The sequence below is a fragment of the Streptomyces sp. Edi2 genome, from assembly GCF_040253635.1.
Taxonomy (GTDB): domain Bacteria; phylum Actinomycetota; class Actinomycetes; order Streptomycetales; family Streptomycetaceae; genus Streptomyces.
On the sequence record NZ_JBEJGX010000003.1, the window covers coordinates 4,329,461 to 4,344,407 of the forward strand.

Consider the following 14,947-nt stretch of genomic DNA (forward strand, 5'->3'; position numbering starts at 1 on the left):
CGCAAAAACCCCTAGGGAATCGAAGCCCCTCGCTCATCCCCATTCATGACCGGCGGCACGCGCCCACCTGCCTACGCTGAAGCCAACTCCAGCCGCTCCAGCAGTAGATGAGGCCATCACCCATGTCGCATCGCAGAGCCATCGCCGTCTCCGTGCTTGTTTCCGCCGCTCTGCTTCTCCCCGCCGGCACTCCCGCTGTGGCGGCGGCGCGGGCATCCGGCGCCGGCGCCGATCGCACCACCCTCCAGCAGGCCCTCGACGCCACCGTCGCCGCCGGTGTACCCGGAGCCGTGGCCGAGGTGCGGGACGAGCGCGGGGTGTGGCGTGGCAGCAGTGGGACTGCCGATCTGAGCAGTGGGCGTACTTCCCACGCCGGGGACCGATTCCGGGCCGGGAGTGTGACCAAGAGTTTCGTGGCCACCGTCGTACTGCAGCTTGTCGCCGAGGGCAAGGTAGATATCGATGACGACATCGAGAGTCAGTTACCCGGTGTGGTCCCGCATGGCGAACACATCACCGTGCGGCAGCTGCTCCAGCACACCAGCGGCCTGGCCAACTACACGGACGTGCTGCTGAAGAAGCCCGACCCGGTGCGGGATGCGCAGAAGGCCACGTACACCCCGCGCCAGCTCATCGCGCTCGTCGCCGGCCTGCCGAACCGGCCCGCCCCCGGCACGACCTGGGAGTATTCCAACACCAACTACGTCGTCCTCGGGCTGCTCGTCGAGCATGTCACCGGGCGGTCGCTCGGACACGAGATCAACCACCGCCTCGTGCAGCCCCTGCGTCTGAAGGGCACGTCCTTCCCGACCACCCCAGCCATCGCGGGTCCGCAACTGCACGGCTACGAATGGCTCGACGGCAGGGGGCCGGGCACCCCGCCCACCGACCTCACCGAATTCAGCCCCGCCGCTTACTGGGCCGCCGGGACGCTCATCTCCACCACGCACGACCTGAACACCTTCTACAAGGCGCTCTTCGACGGCCGGCTGCTGCCGTCCCACCTGCTGAAGGAGATGCGCGACATGCACCCCATGAACCCGGAGCGACCCCACCGCTTCTACGGCCTGGGGCTGGAGAGCAACGGCAACACGTGCCCGTCCGACGGGCCGGTCGTCGGGCATACGGGAGAGGTCGTCGGATACCAGACCTTCAGCCTCACCTCGGCGGATGGCAAGCGGCAGGTCACCCTGTCGGTCAACACCGGTCTGACCCTGCCCGACGAGGCGGCAGCGGCCGCGACGAAGGTACTCTCCACCGCTCTGTGCCACGCCGAGTGACCCCTCAACGCCACGGCGACGGGCCGGGCCCGGGAAGCCGGCCGCAGGCCGACGCGGCGCTCGGCGGCCCGCCGGCGGGGTGGCTCAGCTGCGGGGCGGCTCAGCTGCGGGGCGGGGGACGGCTCGAACGACACAGTCCCCATGAGACCTGGCCGGTTTCTGCTGATCGTGATTCCCCGGCCAGGGCCCCGTCGTAGCGTTCCCGCATGATCACACTGCCCCGTACCGCGACAGCCGCCCTGCTCGTCCTCTCCCTTTCCCTGTCCCTGCCGGTCGCCTCATCCGGTACGGCGTTCGCCGCGCCGCCGTCCCCGCCCGCGCCGATATCCGCAGCGGACGCACCGGCCGTCCACCTCGAACTCCCCCGCCCCACCGGGCCTCATGCGGTGGGGCGCAGCATCGTGCACCTCGCCGACAAGAGCCGTCGTGATCCCTGGGTTCCCCGGTCGGGGGCGCGGGAGCTGATGCTCTCCCTGTATTACCCGGCGCACCGCGGGACCGGACGGCCCTCCGCCTACATGACCACGGACGAGGCCCGGTTACTGCTGGCGAGTCAGCACTTGGAGGACAAGGTGCCGGCCCAGGTGGTCAGCGCCACCCGCACCTCTGCGCGTACCGGTGCGCGGCCCGCGGCCGGCAGGTATCCGCTGGTGGTGCTCTCCCCCGGCTTTGGCCTGCCGCGCACCACGCTCACCCTTCTCGCCGAGGATCTGACCAGCCGCGGGTACGTCGTCGCGACGGTCGACCACGCCTACGAAGCCGCCGGCACCTCCTTTCCCGGCGGCCGTACGCTCACCTGCGTCGCCTGCGAAACCGTCAAGCCCGGCAGGGAGGGCATCGTCACCACGAACCGGGCCCGGGACCTGTCGTTCGTGCTCGACCAACTGACCGGCCGCCACCCGGCCTGGCAATACGGGCACATGATCGACCCGAAGCGCATCGGCATGGCCGGGCACTCCATCGGCGGGGACAGCACGGCGCACACCATGGCCTCCGACGGCCGGATACGAGCGGGCGTGAACATGGACGGGGTGTTCAACGTGCCCGTCCCGGCATCCGGGCTCCAGGGCAGGCCCTTCCTGCTGCTGGGCCATGCCGGTCACCAGCCCGGCCAGGAGCAGACATGGGACGAGGGATGGCCCCGTCTGAACGGATGGAAGCGCTGGCTGACCGTCTCCGGCACCAACCACCTCAGCTTCCTCGACCTGCCCGTCCTGGCCGCCCAACTCGGCGTGCACGACCCTTCCGCCCCGCTACCGGGACAACACGCCGCACAGCTCACGCGCAGCTACGTCGGCGCCTTCTTCGACCACCACCTGCGCGGCGACCAGGAACCACTGCTCGACGGCCCCTCGGCAGCCAACCCGGAGGTCCGGTTCGAACTGTCTTCGTCCGGCGGCTGAATCAGCGCGCCTTCTCTTCGGGTGGCAGCAGGGATTCGTGGATGGTGGAGAGAATGACGAGGGCGCAGCCGGCGAGCACGCCGGTGATCGCGGTTGCCCAGCGCCAGAAGCCGGGGATGTCGCACGTCAGCAGCGCTCCGCAGGCGACGGTCAGCGCGGCGAGAGCCGGCGCCGAGGGGCGCATGAAGAGTGGCCAGGCTGAGCGTGGGTCCCAGAGCCGGAGCGTTCTCGGCGCTTGTCCCTCGGCCGCGGCCGTTTCCGGGCCGGCCGTTTGCACGACGGCCGCTTCCACGACGGCCGCTTCCACCTCAGTCGTTTCCACGCCGGCCGTTTGCACGTGGGCCTTTTCCACGGGGATGCCCTCGTCGGCCAGCAGCCTGGCGTCCCGCGACTTGAGCATGCCGTGCATCACCCACCCGTCGTCGGAAACCAACGCCGCCGGGGTGCCTTTCGGCGAGAATCGCTTGCCGCCGGTTCCGCGGTCGGCGTCCCAACAGAGCCAGAGATACTGACCGTTCAGGGAGTCGGGGAGATCGCGGTCCGTGACGTTGATGAGGAAGTGTGCGACCCGGGATGACGGGGTGAGAATCCTCAGGCACCGCTGCTTGCTGGTCCCTTCCCGCCAGAAGTCGGTCCCCAGGAATCTCGCCCGTACGGCCTTGTCGGCGTGGCCCAGCCGGGAGAAGGAACGGAAGCCATAGAGCTCCGAAACGAAAGCCACGGACACGCCCATACCGAGGATCCAGGCGGCCATGAAGATCCAGGCGCCCCAGGTCATCATCGTGTCGCCGTGCAGTGCATCACCGAGACGTCGCTCGTCTCCCGCGATGGCACCCGCCTCGCCCTCGTAGGTGAGCCCTCCGCTGAACACGGGCGTTACCCGGTGGTGGCCCGTCGCTCACGCCACCAGTCCACCGTCGCCTTGATCTGCTCGTCGAGGGGCGTGGCCCGTACCGCGAATGCGGATTCGTAGGCGCTGGAATCGGCTATGAACGGGTGGTCGAACTGATAGCGGATCTCCTTCAGTTCGCGGAGCAGCGGGGAGACAAGAGAGCCGACACTCAGTACGGCGGGCGGCAGCCTGCGCACGGCGAGCGGTCCCGTCCCCGATTGAGCGGCAAGGCGGTCGACCATCTCCCGGACGGAGAGCGCGGGCCGTGTCGGAACGTGCCAGGCCCGTCCCCAGGCCCGTTCCTCGCCCGCGACCTCGACCAGGGCCCGGGCCACATCGGGGAGGTAGCTCCAGCTGTGCGGGGCGTCCGGATCTCCGAGCGTGGAGACCGGTTTGCCGCGCAGCAGGGCCGGCATGACCCGCCCTGCGAGGTGCCCGCCGTCGGTCACTCCGGGCCCGAAGAAGTCCGAGGCCCGCAGCTCGACCGCCTGGATACGGCCCTGCTCGTGCAGCTTCTGCGCCTGTTCCCACACGGCGGCGCGCACCCGTCCCTTGGGGCCGGTCGCCGCGAGCGGCAGGTCCTCGGTCAGGGGGCCGTCCACCGGACCGTAGCCGTAGAGGTTGCCCAGCATGACCAGGACGGCCCCGGTCGCCTCGGCCGCCGCGCAGACCGAGGCGGCCAGCGGCGGCCAGTCGCTCGCCCAGCGCGGGTACGGCGGCCCGGCGCAGTTGATGATCGCGGCCGCACCCTGCGCGGACTCGCTCAGTCGCTTGCTGTCCGTCGCGTCCAACGCGATGTGCTCGATGCCCGGCTCAGGACTTCGGCCCGACCTGGTGACGACCCGTACCGCGTGCCCCTCTTCGGCCAGCAGCCGAGCGGTGGCCGCCCCGGCGGGCCCGGATCCGATAACGACATAGAGACTCACGGGCGCACATTAGCGCGAGCGTGTGTTGCCTTTGTGGCGGGTGAGTTGGAGGTTGAGGTGGAGGGGGACCATGGGGAGCGGATGTCGATGGTTCCGGGTCGGGACCCGGTTGCGGTCCGGCCCGGGTTGCGGTTGCGGGTTCCCGTTCCGGTTGCCGTTCCCGTTCCGGTCCAGCCCAGGTTGCGGTTCCCGTTCCGGTTCCGTTCCGTCCGGCTTTGCGGTGCGGACCAACGGGCACCAACGGGCACCAGCCGGCCGCCAGTTACTTGTCCCGCAGGTACGCCAGTACCGCAAGCACCCGGCGGTTGCCGTCCTCGGGGGACAGTCCCAGCTTGGCGAAGATGTTGCCGATGTGTTTGGCCACCGCGCCGTCGCTGATGTGCAGCGCGTCCCGCACCATGGCGTTGGAGTAACCCTGGGCCATCAGGCCGAGCACTTCCTGTTCGCGGCCGGACAGCAGTTGGGACCGGTGGCGCCGGTCGCGCTCCATCAGCAGGTGCTGGACCACTTGGGGGTCGATCACCATGGCCCCCGCGGCAACCCGTTCGACGGCCTGGGCGAATTCGCCGAGTTCGCCGATCCGGTCCTTGAGCAGGTAACCGAGACCGGCGCGGCTCTGGCGGTGGGGCGCCCTGCCAGGGGTGAACAGCTCCTTGGCGTAAGCGTTCGCGACGTACTGGGAGAGCACCAGCACCGGCAGGTCCGGGTCGTGCCGGCGCAGCTGCACCGTGGCGCGCAGCCCGTCGTCACCGTGCCCCGGGGGCATTCGTACGTCGGTGATGACGATGTCCGGGGAACACTTCTGCACCGCCGTGATCAGGGAGTCGGCGTCGCCGACCGCGCCGACCACCCGGTGGCCGAACCGGTGCAGCAGCTCAACGATCCCTTCGCGGACGAGGGCCGAGTCCTCGGCTAAGACGATACGGAGTGACGGTGCCGGCACGGAATCTCCAGGCTGAGGGCGGTGGGACCACCGCAGGGGCTGGACAGCGTCAGTCTTCCATCGACCACCGCGACCCGGTCGGCCAAGCCCTGGAGCCCGCCGCCGTCGCGGAGTTCGGCGCCGCCGGTGCCGTCGTCGGTGACCGTGACGGACAGCCGTCCCTCGGCCAGCCGGCCGTGCACCGTGGCGGTGGCGGCCCCGCTGTGCTTGACGACGTTGGTCAGTGCCTCGCTGATGACGAAGTAGGCGGTGGCCTCGATCTGTGCGGGCAGCCGCCCGGCCAGCTCCACATCGACGTCCACCGGCACCCGGCAGCGGACCGCGACCTCGGACACCGCCGCGGCGATGCCGTGGTCGGTGAGGACCTGCGGGTGGATGCCGCGGATCAGGTCGCGCAGTTCGTCCAGCGCCTGCTTCGCCTCGCGCCGGGCCCGGGAGACCAGCTCGCCGCCCTTGCCGGCCGCGGGATCGGCGGCGCCGAGCTCCAGCTCGGCCAGGCCCAGCGTCATGACCAGCGCCACGAGGTGCTGCTGTGCCCCGTCGTGCAGATCGCGCTCGATACGGCGCCGCTCCGCCTCGAAGGCGTCGGCCATCCGGGCCCGCGAGCGGGTTAGCTCCAGGACGCGGTCGGACTGTCCGTCCTCCTTGGGGACCAGCATCAGCCGGACGAACCAAGCTTGCGCGGCCGCCGCCGCGCCCAGGACGTACGCGGCCACCGGCAGCCCGGCGATCCCGATGCCGGTGAGCACCAGCGCCTCGGGCTGCGCCGACGCGACGGCCACCTGGACCGGGGCGACGACCAGCGCGGCCAGCAGTCCGGTCAGGGTCAGCAGGGCCAGGTTCACGAAGGAGAGCAGCACCGCGAAGACCACGGCGTAGCTGAACTCCCGCCAGGTCGCGGGCTCCCGCAGCCGGGTGGTCAGCCAGGGCCACAGCCCCGGCCGGGCGACGGCATGGTGCGGACTGGCCGGCCGGTCCGTGTGCGGCCCTTCCAGCAGCCGCAGCCGGCGGCGCTCCAGCGCGGCCAGCGGGATGCCGAGGAGCACCGAGCCCGCCAGCAACACCAGCCCGATACCCAGCACCGACAGCAGCAGCCCGCACACCAGAACGCCGCCCAGCACGACCAGCGAGACAAGCCCGACGAGGGCGGAGGAGGCGAGGTAGCCGAGCGAACGCCAAGGCGCCGCTGAGGTAAGGAAGTTGACCGGGCTCCGGGTCATGGCCTGCCAGGTGGGAGAGGAGCTCACTCCGCCCACGGTAAGGCCCGCTGGGGGCTGCTGCGGGCGTGCCCGGCGGACCCGTACGGACTCGGGGGGAGGGAGAGGCACACCGGCCGGCCTGCCCAGCGGACTCGTACGGACTCGGCGGGAGGGAGAGGCACACCGCGGGCCTGCCGGCGCGCCCCTACGGTTTCGGGAGGGAGCGGGCGGCGTCGCCTCACCCCGCGCCCGTCGGCGCCAGAAACGGGGGCCACCTCACCCCACGCCCGTCGGCACCGGAAACGGGACGGGACCCGTCTCACCCCGCGCCCGTCGGCACCGGCCCCCGCGCGCCGGACACCCCGGCCTTCCCTTCCGTGCCCTCGGAGGAACGCAGTTGCAGAAGGGTCGGCACGAGGGCGGCCGACAGGGCGACCAGCAGGCAGCCGGCCAGTATTGCCCCCATCTCCTGCCAGGGCACGGGGAATTCGGCCGGTTCGCCGGACGCGGACAGCGCCCGGCTGGTGCCGAGCATCGTCACCCCGCCCGCGAGCAGGCCCAGCGTCCCGCCGATGGCCACCACGGTCAGCGTCTCCCACACGACGGTGCGCAGCACCTGCCCGCGGGTCGCGCCGATTCTGCGCAGCAGCGTGATGCCCTCGGCGCGCTCCCCGGCCGCCATGACCAGGGTGTTGGCGATGGCGATGCCGGTGTAGAGCAGCGACATGCCGAGCAGTACCAGGACCAGGATGCGGCCCTCCTCGTGCGTGGCCAGGGCGCGTTGCGCCAGCCAGTCGTCCCGGTCGTGCGCGGCCGCGCCGTATGCGTGCGCGATCTTTCCGGCGGCGGCCGTCACGGCGGCCCGGTCCGCGCCAGGCGCCAGTGACAGGTAGGCGGCGCTCGCCATCGTGCCGGGCGCGTGCCGGGCCAGCGCGTCCCGCGGGAAGAGCACCGCGGGCAGGCCCGCCGACGAGCCGGTCACCGCGGCGACCTTGACCCGCACCTTCGTGGCGTCGGCGAGGTAGACCTCGACGTCGTCGCCCGCCTTCCAGCCCAGCTGCCCGGCGACCAGCTTCGTCACCGCCACGGCGTCGCCCCGCAAGGCGCCCAGCGAACCTCCGGCCACGTCCAGCCGGAGGGCGCCGGACAGCCGCGCCGGGTCCACCGCGCCGATGCCGCTCGACATCACATAGCGGGAGCCGACGAGGAAGCCGCTGGTCTCGGCGACCGGCGAGACGGTCCGTACGCCGGGCACCGAGGACAGTTCGCGCAGCGCGGCGGCGGGCAGGCCGGTGCCCGTGCCCGTACCGCCGTCGGGGGCGGCCACCACCACATCGGCCCTCAGGTGCGCGCGGTCGTCGGCGACGGTGGTCGCCGCGCTCGCCCGGGTGACGCCGATGAGGGAGCCGGCGACGGCCACCGTGACCAGGATGGGGGCGGCGGCCGAGGCGGTGGTGCGCACCGCGGCGCGGGCGTTGTCACCGGCCAGCGCGCCGGTGATACGGGTGAGCGCGGCCGGCAGGAAGGCCGCCGGCCGCACCAGCGGCGGGACGAGTAGCGGCGCAAAGGCCACCATCCCCACGACCAGGATCTCGGTCAGCACCAGCGAGATCACCATGGCGCCGTCGCTGCCCGCCTGCGGCAGCATGATCAGCAGCAGCACGGCCACGGCCAGGAACAGCGACCCGGTGATCCATCGGCCCGTCGTCATCACCCGGGTCTCCACCGCGGCCTCCCGCAGGCTCTCGGCCGGGCGGACCCTGGCGGCCCGGCGCGAGGCGGCGAACACACCGAGCAGCGCCACGCCGAGTCCGGCGAGGAAGCTGATCAGCAGGACCGCGGGGGACACCGGGACCTCGAAGCCCTCGGGCGCCATACCGAAGGACGAGAGCACCGCGGCGAGCAGCCGCCCGCCGAAGATCCCGAGGCCGCAGCCCACGGCCGAGGCGACGACGCCCAGCAGCGCCGACTCCGCCATGATCATGCGGCGCACCTGGCGCGGGGTGGCCCCCACGGTGCGCAGCAGGGCCAGTTCCCTGCGGCGCCGGGCGATCGCGAAGGCGAAGGTGCCCGACACCACGAAGACCGCGACAAAGCCGGCGATCACCGCCATCACGGCGAGCAGCGTGGCGACGTCCCCGAGCGCCGCGGCGCGCGAGGAGGCGGCCGGGTGGCCGCCCTTGGCCGCGCCGGCAGCGGCCGTGAGGGACGCATCGGGCAGCGCGGCGTGGATCCGGTCGGCGAGGGCCGTGGCGGAGGTGCCGGGCGCGGCGAGGACCGCCACCGCGTCCGCCCGGTCCGGGTCGGCCGACAGCCGCTGGGCGGTGTCGTCGGCGAAGAAGACGGTGGCCTCGCCGGGCACCCCGTCCGTGCCGGGCGGCGCCGCGATACCGGCGACGGTCATCCGCTGCCGGCCTCGCGGGGTCACCACGGCGACCGTGTCGCCCACGGTGGCCCCGGCACGCTTGGCCGGCGCGGCGGCGAGCACCACCTGGTGGTCGCCGACGGGCGGGTGGCCCCGGGTGAGGCGGAAGGGCGTGAGCGACGCGCTCGACCAGCCGTGGCCGACCGGGGTGCCTGACGGGTCGGACGAGCCGGACGAGCCGGGTGAGCCGGACGAGCCAGACGAACTAGATGAACTAGATGAGCTGGACGAGCTGGATATGCCGGACGGGTCGGATGAGGCAGACGGGCCGGATAAGCCGGAAGGGGCAGACCGGCCAACGGCCTGACCGGTCACCACCCGTGCGGGCAGCGAACGGTCGATGACGGCCCGCCGCACACCGGGCACCGCACGGACCGCGTCGGCGATCCGGCGCGCGTCGCCCAGGCGGTGCGGGGAGGTGGCCGTCCGACGCTCTTCGTACGCGCCGTCCCCGCTGCCGAAGCCGACGGTGAACGACTGGCCGGCCCGCACCACCACGGCCGCGGCGTCGTAGCGCCCGGGACCGCCGGGCTTCGACGTGCCCCGGGTGGCATCGAGGACCTGTCCGGTAGCGGCGATCAGCGCGACGCCGAGCGAGAGCGCGAGGAAGGTCCCGGCGAACAGCGCCCACCGGGCGCGCAGGGTCGACAGAGCGAGGGAGATCATCGGTCAGCCGCTCAGCCGTGCCAGGTGCTCGCTCACCGCGGCCACCGTCGGGCCGGCCAGTTCGCCATGCACCGCCCCGTCGGACAGGAAGAGCACCCGGTCCGCCCAGGAGGCGGCGACCGGGTCGTGGGTGACCATGACCACCGTCTGCCCGGCGTGGTCCACCACGTTCCGCAGCAGGCCCAGCACCTCACGGCCGGTGTGGGTGTCCAGGGCGCCGGTCGGCTCGTCGGCGAAGAGCACTTCGGGCCGGCTGATCAGTGCGCGGGCGATGGCCACCCGCTGCTGCTGGCCGCCGGACAGCTCCGCCGGCCGGTGGCCGCCCCGGTCGCCCAGGCCCACCTGCCGGAGCGCGGCGTCCACCCGTGCGCGCCCTGGGTGCTGCCCGGCCAGCCGCATCGGCAGCGCCACATTCTTGCGCGCGTTCAGCGACGGCATGAGGTTGAAGGACTGGAAGACGAAACCGATCCGCTCCCGGCGCAGCTTGGTCAGCTCGGTCTCGGTCAGCGCACTGATGTCGGTGCCGCCGATGAACACCCGCCCCGAGGTGGGGCGGTCCAGGCCCGCCGCGCACTGGAGCAGAGTGCTCTTACCGGAGCCCGAGGGCCCCATCACCGCGGTGAACGACCCACGGGCGAAGGCGCAGTGCACACCACGCAGGGCAGATACCCGGCGCTCGCCGCGGCCGTACAGCCTGGCCACCGCACTGAGCGTCACCGCCTGCTCGACGCCGACTCCGGTGACGGACATTTCTCCCCCTGGACGCTTGACCCCGTGACTCGTAACCCGTGACCCATGACCCCGTGCACGGTCGCGTCCACGGCGGGCCTTCAGTCAAGCGGGGCGGGGCCGTACCGCGCACGGGCGCCACATCCCGTCTTCCGGGTGGAGAAAAGTCCACCTGGTGGCGCGGGGTGAGGGGGCCGGCGGGCAGGGACGGGGACGGCGCCATGGGCAGCCGGGCGGCAGAGCGGCAGGGCGGCAGGCAGGGCGGCCAGTCGGCCAGGCCGATCAATCCCCCTACCCCTCCAACTCCCGCTTCAGAGCGGCCATTTCGTTGTCGATGAGGGCACTCTGCTCGTCGAAGTAGGCATCGCTGAAGCCCGGCGGCTGGAAGAACGTGATGAGGAATTCACTGCCCTCGCCGTTGGGCACGACGCGGGCCGGCACGGTCCAGGACGCCTCGCGGTCGAGGTAGTCGTGGTCGAGCAGCCCCTCCTCCGCGTTGCCGCGGATGCGCAGGCGGGCCGCGCCGCGCGGGGTGTCCATCAGCCACCAGTCGGGATCGGCGGTCGGCTCGATGGCCTGGATGTTGACGACGGCCCACCGGGGCCAGTTGGCCGGGTCGGCGAGGAACGCAAAGACCTCGGCGGGTGGGCGGGCGATGGTGACGGTCTTGGTGACCGAGCGGGCGGTGTGGAGTTCTGTGCTCATTTTCCTGCCTTCCCAGGAGGCGCCGGCCGGGGGCCGGACCCGCCATCGGCGTCGACGAGCTCACGGATCCAGCTCTGCAGCCGGTCCCGCTGGGCGGGGTCCAGTGCGCCGAAGAAGTGGGCGTCGTTGCGATCGGCGATCTCCACCAGCCGGGGCACCAGGTCCCGGCCGGCGGGGGTGAGGACCAGGCGCAGGCTCCGGCGCGAGGCCGGGTCGGGTTCGCGGGCCATCAGGCCCTTGGCGACGAGGCGGTCCACCAGGCGGGAGACCGCTCCCGCATCGATGTTGATGTGGCGGGCCGCTTCCCGCGTCGTCGAGGCGTCACCGCGATGGACGGTGACGAGCACCGTCCATTGCGCCACGGTGACGTCGTGGCCGGCGAGCTCCCGCTCGAAGCGCCCGTGCACTTCGTCGGACAGACGTCGCAGCCAATAGCCGAGATGGTCGCGGAGACCGTTGGTTGAGGTCACCACTCCAGAATGATTGTCGCGACATCTGTTGTCAAGACATCAATTGCTTCGAAGCTCCTGACGCCGGCTGCGGCCCGTGTCCAGCGGCCCATCAAGGGATTCGTCGCCACATGTCCGGAGTGCCGAGGAAAACCAAGGGCCACCGGCGAGGTATCTGCACCGAAGCGTCACACGGCCTTCGCTTCGCCCTCGGGGGGTGCCGTTAGCGTTACAGCCCGCTCGATCCCGCGTGCGAACTTGATCAGGTCGCCGGCGTCCTTGGCGACGCAGTCAGCACAGAAAGATCGCAGATGGACTACTGCACGTCGTGCCGCCGAAATCTCAACGGGGCACTCGTCTGCCCGGGATGCGGAGATTACGCTCCGGACATCGCCCCGCCCAGCCAGCGCCAGCAGCGCGCGAAGGCCGCTGCCGCGATGTGGGAGGCATGGCGCGCGGAGGAAGCCGCCGGCCTCGACACCCCTCAGCGCAGTCGGCATCACGGCACTGAGCGGTCCGCAGCCACGCCCTCCGCGGCCGGCCCCTCCGCTGCCGCGCCGTCCGCTGCCACGCCGTTCGACACCGGCGCCCTCGACAGCGGCGCCTTGGGCAACAGCACCTTGGGCAGCGGTGCTCTGGGCAGCAGCCCACTGGGCAACCGTGCCTTCGACGGTGATGAGGCGCGGGCCGATGCGGCCGAGGGCGACGAGACCGACAGCACCGGACTCGCCGCTGCCACCGGACAGGGCCGCGCGGCCCGGCGTCGTCAGCTGGCGCGCTGGAAGAAGCACCGCCGCCGGGCCGCGGCCGCCACGGCCTTTGCCCTTGTCGGCGGCGGCCTGACCGCCTCGCTGCTGCAGAACAAGCCGTCCACCGGCCATGCGCAGGCGTCCTCGGCACCGGAGCCCGGGAGCGTGGGCACGCCCCGGACGGAATCCGCCGCCTCGTCGTCGGAGCAGCCGGACACCGAGGCGTCCCGGCACCCCGCTACGCACCCGCGCCATGCGACCGACCGGCACCAGAGCACCCCCGCCGCGCCGACCGCGGCCACGACGGTCCGCCAGCAGCACTCCGCCACCCCGGCGCACTCCCCCGCCACCCCGAGCGCGGCGCCGCACACCTCGGCGCCCACCGCGGCCGGCACGTCATCCTCCGGCCACTCCGGTGCCGCGGCACCGAGGACGACCGCCGCCCCCGCCCCCACCGGACACTCGGCCGGCGACGGCGCCGGCACCGCCCCGACGCACACGACGCCCCCGACGTCGACCACGCCCAGCAGCCCGACCACGCCCTCCGCCGAGCCGACATCACCGGCGCATGTGTGCCTGCTGGGACTCGTCTGCGTCAACTGACAGTCAGCTGATGGCTCCGCCGCGGGCATCGCAGCACCACCCTCCGTTCCGCGGACCGCACCGCGCATCCGATCTCCGACGAGGGTGATTTTCAGGGAGTGCCGGTGTGCCGGCGCAGGCCGTGCGGTTGTCGAGTGTTGTCGTGCGGTGTGGTGGCTGTACGGCGCGGTCGTGGTAGCCGGTCGGTGCGTGGCTGTGCGACGCGCCAGCCGGTCGGTGCGGTGGTTGTGCGGCGCGGCCGGAGGACGCCCGGCCGCGGTGACTTCCGCTACGCGTGGGTGTGCCGGTCTGCCGGCTTTCGTCGGCGGCGGTGGGCGGTGCGGGGGTGCTCCGGCGGCTTCGGGGCGTCTGGTGTGCCGGGTGGGGTGGCGAGGTGGCCGGCCGATGGCGGGCGGGTGCGGGACTTGAGGACCTGGGCGCCGATCGCGAGGGTGACGCCCAGGAGCAGGACGTAGAACACGCCGATCTTGCGGAGGTCGTCGAGGAAGAACCAGACGGCGGTCAGGGCGGTGAACCAGAAGGCCACGAGCGCGAATCCGCCGGCGCCTTCGTCTTTGTAGCCTGCCGCCAGGCACAGTGCGGCGACGAGGGCCAGTACCAGGGCGATGATGACGTAGCGGGTTTCCCAGCCGATGCTGCCGCGGGAGAGTTCGGACCAGGCGGCCACGGCTTCCGCCACCGGGCCCCAGGACACCGCGCAGGCGAGCCGCGCCGACCACAGCAGGAACACCGCCCCCGCGACGGCGGCGAGCAGGGCGACCCGGTTGAACTGGCCGGCCTCGATCATGTCGGTCCGGGATATCACCAGGGAGAGGAAGCAGCCGAGCAGGGCGACCCCGCCTTCGGCCGTCGGCCGGAAGACCACGCGGGCCGCCGGTCTGCGTCGGGTGGGATGCGGTGGGGACGCTTCCGGTCCGCTGCCGGATGGGGTGCGGGAGGGGGTGGGGAAGGCGGCGGCCGCCGGGGCGGGTTCCCCGGTGGTGTGGCCGGGTGCGGCGTGACCGGGTGCCGCGTGGCCGGGTGTGAGGTGGCCGGGTGCGGCCTGTCCCAGTGGAGCGTGACCGGGGGCGGCCGGGTCGAAGGCGGTGGGGGTGCGGACGGGGTTGTGGGCGGGGTTGTGGGCGGATGGAGACGGTGTGGTGGGCCGGGCGGCTTCGGCGAGTGAGTCGTGCATCGTGGAGGCGTTCGTGAAGCGGTCCTCCCGGCCCTTGTGCAGCGCGCGGACGATCACCGCGTCCACGGCGGGCGGCAGTTCGGGGCGGAGCCGGGAGGGCGGCACCGGCTCCGCGGACAGATGCTGGTGCATCACGGAGAACGGGGAATCCCCGGTATACGGGGGACGGCCCGTCAGCAGCTCGTAGAGCAGGCAGCCCACGGCGTAGAGGTCCGTACGGTGGTCGGTCTCGCCGCCGTTGATCTGCTCCGGGGCCAGATAGGCGGGGGTGCCGACCGCCACGCCCGTGCCGGTCAGGCGGGTGGCCGCCTCGCTGAGCGCCTTGGCGATGCCGAAGTCGACGACCTTGGCCTTGCCCGAGCTGGTGAGCATGACGTTCGCGGGCTTGATGTCCCGGTGCACGATGGCGTGCCGGTGGCTGTGCTCCAGGGCGTCCAGCACCTGGCCGGTGAGGTCGACCGCCTGTGCCACCGGCAGCGCGCCGTCCTTGAGAACCTGGCTGAGCGTTCTGCCCTCCACGTACTCCATGACCAGGTAGGGCTCGGCGGCACCGCCGCTCGCGTCCTCCCCCACGTCATGAACGGTGGCCACCCCCGGGTGGTTGAGCGCGGCGGCGGCGTGCGCCTCGCGCTGGAACCGGGTGAGGAATTCGGGCTGCAGCGCCAGCTCGGCGGAGAGGGTCTTCACGGCGACGGTACGGCGCAACCGATGGTCGACGGCCCGGTAGACCGTTCCCATCCCGCCGTGTCCGAGCTGCTCCACCAGCTCGTACCGCTGCCCCAACATCCTGTGCTCCACCGGGCT

12 protein-coding genes are annotated in these 14,947 nt (G+C 72.3%); 3 read left to right on the forward strand and 9 right to left on the reverse strand.

The annotated features are described in order from the left end of the window. Window positions 1-122: 122 nt before the first annotated feature. Entirely contained in the window at window positions 123-1,280 is a 1,158-nt protein-coding gene (locus ABR737_RS22460) for a serine hydrolase domain-containing protein (protein WP_350251898.1), read from the forward strand. Between the two features lie 206 nt (window positions 1,281-1,486). Beyond that, complete coding sequence (locus ABR737_RS22465; RefSeq protein ID WP_350251899.1) at window positions 1,487-2,683, forward strand: alpha/beta hydrolase family protein; 1,197 nt, start codon at window positions 1,487-1,489, stop codon at window positions 2,681-2,683. 1 nt (window position 2,684) lies between these two features. On the opposite strand, the gene ABR737_RS22470 is transcribed toward ABR737_RS22465, so the two are convergent. The 8 genes from ABR737_RS22470 to ABR737_RS22505 form a co-directional block, all read right to left on the reverse strand. Further along, window positions 2,685-3,554: a hypothetical protein gene (locus ABR737_RS22470; protein ID WP_350251900.1), complete on the reverse strand. Its 870-nt coding sequence runs from the start codon at window positions 3,552-3,554 to the stop codon at window positions 2,685-2,687. Between the two features lie 5 nt (window positions 3,555-3,559). Next, window positions 3,560-4,501: an NAD-dependent epimerase/dehydratase family protein gene (locus ABR737_RS22475; RefSeq protein ID WP_350251901.1), complete on the reverse strand. Its 942-nt coding sequence runs from the start codon at window positions 4,499-4,501 to the stop codon at window positions 3,560-3,562. A 262-nt stretch (window positions 4,502-4,763) separates the two neighbouring features. Then, on the reverse strand, window positions 4,764-5,444 hold the full coding sequence (locus ABR737_RS22480) for a response regulator transcription factor (protein WP_350251902.1): 681 nt from the start codon (window positions 5,442-5,444) through the stop codon (window positions 4,764-4,766). Then, window positions 5,414-6,664 (reverse strand): sensor histidine kinase, encoded by a 1,251-nt coding sequence (locus tag ABR737_RS22485; protein WP_350256889.1) that lies wholly within the window; start codon window positions 6,662-6,664, stop codon window positions 5,414-5,416. Before ABR737_RS22485 ends, ABR737_RS22480 begins: the two co-directional genes overlap by 31 nt. Window positions 6,665-6,962: 298 nt before the next feature. Further along, complete coding sequence (locus tag ABR737_RS22490; protein ID WP_350251903.1) at window positions 6,963-9,734, reverse strand: ABC transporter permease; 2,772 nt, start codon at window positions 9,732-9,734, stop codon at window positions 6,963-6,965. A 3-nt stretch (window positions 9,735-9,737) separates the two neighbouring features. Continuing rightward, entirely contained in the window at window positions 9,738-10,484 is a 747-nt protein-coding gene (locus ABR737_RS22495) for an ABC transporter ATP-binding protein (protein ID WP_350251904.1), read from the reverse strand. Window positions 10,485-10,754: 270 nt separating this feature from the next. After that, on the reverse strand, window positions 10,755-11,168 hold the full coding sequence (locus ABR737_RS22500; protein ID WP_350251905.1) for an SRPBCC family protein: 414 nt from the start codon (window positions 11,166-11,168) through the stop codon (window positions 10,755-10,757). Further along, window positions 11,165-11,638 carry a MarR family winged helix-turn-helix transcriptional regulator gene (locus tag ABR737_RS22505; RefSeq protein ID WP_350251906.1) on the reverse strand — a complete coding sequence of 158 codons (474 nt, stop codon included), beginning with the start codon at window positions 11,636-11,638 and terminating at the stop codon, window positions 11,165-11,167. Before ABR737_RS22505 ends, ABR737_RS22500 begins: the two co-directional genes overlap by 4 nt. A 290-nt stretch (window positions 11,639-11,928) precedes the next feature. Between ABR737_RS22505 and ABR737_RS22510 the strand changes: the two genes are divergently transcribed. Continuing rightward, on the forward strand, window positions 11,929-12,969 hold the full coding sequence (locus ABR737_RS22510) for an SCO2400 family protein (RefSeq protein WP_350251907.1): 1,041 nt from the start codon (window positions 11,929-11,931) through the stop codon (window positions 12,967-12,969). A gap of 268 nt (window positions 12,970-13,237) precedes the next feature. On the opposite strand, the gene ABR737_RS22515 is transcribed toward ABR737_RS22510, so the two are convergent. Then, a complete protein-coding gene (locus ABR737_RS22515) occupies window positions 13,238-14,941 on the reverse strand; it encodes a protein kinase domain-containing protein (protein WP_350251908.1) in 1,704 nt (567 codons plus the stop codon). Between the last annotated feature and the right edge of the window lie 6 nt (window positions 14,942-14,947).

Excerpts from the sequence above, each read along its gene's own strand:
- ABR737_RS22500 (WP_350251905.1), bottom strand. The coding sequence starts at position 11,168 with ATGAGCACAGAACTCCACACCGCCCGCTCGGTCACCAAGACCGTCACC.
- ABR737_RS22460 (WP_350251898.1), top strand. The coding sequence starts at position 123 with ATGTCGCATCGCAGAGCCATCGCCGTCTCCGTGCTTGTTTCCGCCGCT.
- ABR737_RS22495 (WP_350251904.1), bottom strand. The coding sequence starts at position 10,484 with ATGTCCGTCACCGGAGTCGGCGTCGAGCAGGCGGTGACGCTCAGTGCG.
- ABR737_RS22465 (WP_350251899.1), top strand. The coding sequence starts at position 1,487 with ATGATCACACTGCCCCGTACCGCGACAGCCGCCCTGCTCGTCCTCTCC.
- ABR737_RS22490 (WP_350251903.1), bottom strand. The coding sequence starts at position 9,734 with ATGATCTCCCTCGCTCTGTCGACCCTGCGCGCCCGGTGGGCGCTGTTC.
- ABR737_RS22510 (WP_350251907.1), top strand. The coding sequence starts at position 11,929 with ATGGACTACTGCACGTCGTGCCGCCGAAATCTCAACGGGGCACTCGTC.
- ABR737_RS22485 (WP_350256889.1), bottom strand. The coding sequence starts at position 6,664 with ATGACCCGGAGCCCGGTCAACTTCCTTACCTCAGCGGCGCCTTGGCGT.